Origin of the sequence: Leptospira sarikeiensis (genome assembly GCF_004769615.1) — a bacterium.
GTDB lineage: Bacteria > Spirochaetota > Leptospiria > Leptospirales > Leptospiraceae > Leptospira_B > Leptospira_B sarikeiensis.
In genome coordinates this window covers 1-2,162 of record NZ_RQGF01000029.1, presented here as the reverse complement: position 1 = coordinate 2,162, position 2,162 = coordinate 1, and the positions used below count along the sequence as shown (strand labels likewise).

Below are 2,162 nucleotides of genomic sequence, written 5' to 3'. Positions count from 1 at the left end.
TCACTCGTCTTGCTAAGCAAGCCTCATGCCAAGTGCGTGCGCACTCGCGAAACGTCGTCAAGCCTTGGTCGTTAGACGAAAATCGGGAAAAAGAAATAGGATATGAATATATCAACAAAAAACTTAAATAAACTTTCAGACATAAAAACTATAAAAAATTTATCAAAGTCAATCGCCGCGTTAGATGCTATCCTTTGTCCTGAATGGGAGTTGAGATATTATTCCTATGACTCTAAATGGTCCGCTTCGGAAGAATTAGGCTCAATGAGAGATGGAAGCGGTAGTGAATATAAAATATTATTTAGCCAGCATGGCGCGGCGATTAATGGTTTTGATCGTGAGTCGAAAATGTCACCTTGGATTAATAAAAAGCCAAAATATTGGCCAGGATTATTTGAAAATATGCCTCCTGAATTTCAGGAGTTTATTGATACCGAACCTATCCCATCAATTGGAACAACTTTCTTTATTTGGAGATTAAATAAAGATAAGGCATGGAAAACGGGGGACATTACTTTTCCGAAGGGAGGAGATGACGGTTCTGAAGAGTTGCTTTATATATTAGATGGTAATCCACTTACTTACCAAAAGTGGGCAGAAGAATACTACGAAATGGAAGTTAGCTTGGATTTGGTAAAAAAGATTTACGCTATGAACAAGATAGATGGTTCCTTTTTGAAAAAGTTAAAAGTAGAAATTGATGATTTAGATCAACTAAGAAGCGATCTAATTGAGATCAATTACCCAATCAATTTTTAGTTTGTCCCGATCTTCGTCTAACTTTCGGCTCTGACGCTGCGCTTCGAGATGCTTGCGCACTCTCGCTTGGCCTCCGGCACATTTCGCTTTGTCACTCGCCTTGCAGAGCAAGTCTCGCGCCAAGTCCTTGCGCACTCGCGAAACGTCGTCAAGCCTTGGTCGTTAGACGCCATGGAGATTAAATATGCCTGTATTCATTAGTTACTCTAGAACGGATCTTGATTTTGTTGATCGTCTCGCAAAAAATTTAGTAAGCGAACGAGTTCACGTTTGGTTAGACCGATGGGAAATGAAAGTCGGTGATTCACTGATTGATAAGATTCAATCAGCGATAAAATCATCAGACTACTTATGTGTGGTGCTCTCTAAAGCATCCGTATCCTCAGATTGGTGCAGAAAAGAGTTAAACTCTGCCCTAATGCGCGAACTTGAAGAAAAGCGAGTAGTAGTTTTGCCTGTTTTATTAGAAGATTGTGAAATACCTTTCTTTCTTAAAGAAAAGTTTTATGCTGATTTTCGAAATTCATTTCAATCTGGCTTTCAAGATCTAAAAAACGCATTAGCTCATGCTGCAACTTCTTCTTTGGGGAGGTTTGAATCTGCTGACTCAGACACGGATTGGGGTATTGATTGGGGATTATTTAATGGAAAATTCTTTTTTGTACGAATGACAGCGGTTCATATTTACAAGAACTATCCGTTCACCTTACTTGCAGAAATACAGTTAACATGCAATGACAAAGCTACTCTGCGTAATCAGTATTTTGAAAGTGCAGGGCTTGGCTGGTTTCATCGTGAAACGATTCTTGAAATTCTTTGGGAATTTGAAGAAATCAGGAATTTACGGATTTTAATTGAAGATAACTTGCCAAAGCAAGTTGTCACTGTATTTAAAGATGCGAATTCAAAGCAAGAAATTACTATCAGCCTATCTATTCGTCGACTTGGAATGGACACTGGGCAAGATACACTTTATGATTTTGATTTCTTGATTGATGGTATTCGTGATGATCGAGAAAATCGTGTTCAGCAGCCCACTGAAGAAGAAAAGAAGAAAATAATCGAATTGATTAAAAGGAATCCCCACGGCGTCTAACTATCGGCTCTGACGCTCCGCTTCGAGCTTGCTTCGCAACTCTCGCTCCGGGCTACGCCACATTTCGCTTTGTCACTCGCCTTGCAGGGCAAGTCTCATGCCAAGTGCTTACGCACTCGCGAAACGTCGTCAAGCCTTGGTCGTTAAGCGCCAGTTGCGTAATGCTCAATAGTAATCCAAGAAATAGGAAATTGTGAAAAATATATATCTTATCAGTGGTTTAGGAGCTGATGAAAGAGTTTTTCGGAATATTGATTTTAAAGGAGAAAATCCAAAGTATATCCGCTGGATAGATCCTTACGTGGAT

At 39.7% G+C, this 2,162-nt stretch carries 2 protein-coding genes and 1 pseudogene; all 3 read left to right on the top strand.

Annotated elements, in window-relative coordinates:
* Positions 1 to 102 precede the first annotated feature (102 nt).
* Complete coding sequence (locus tag EHQ64_RS14985) at positions 103 to 759, top strand: hypothetical protein (protein WP_135650618.1); 657 nt, start codon at positions 103 to 105, stop codon at positions 757 to 759.
* A gap of 184 nt (positions 760 to 943) precedes the next feature.
* On the top strand, positions 944 to 1,855 hold the full coding sequence (locus tag EHQ64_RS14980) for a toll/interleukin-1 receptor domain-containing protein (protein ID WP_135650617.1): 912 nt from the start codon (positions 944 to 946) through the stop codon (positions 1,853 to 1,855).
* A 193-nt stretch (positions 1,856 to 2,048) separates the two neighbouring features.
* A pseudogene (locus EHQ64_RS20405) lies at positions 2,049 to 2,162 on the top strand (alpha/beta hydrolase); the annotation flags it as partial.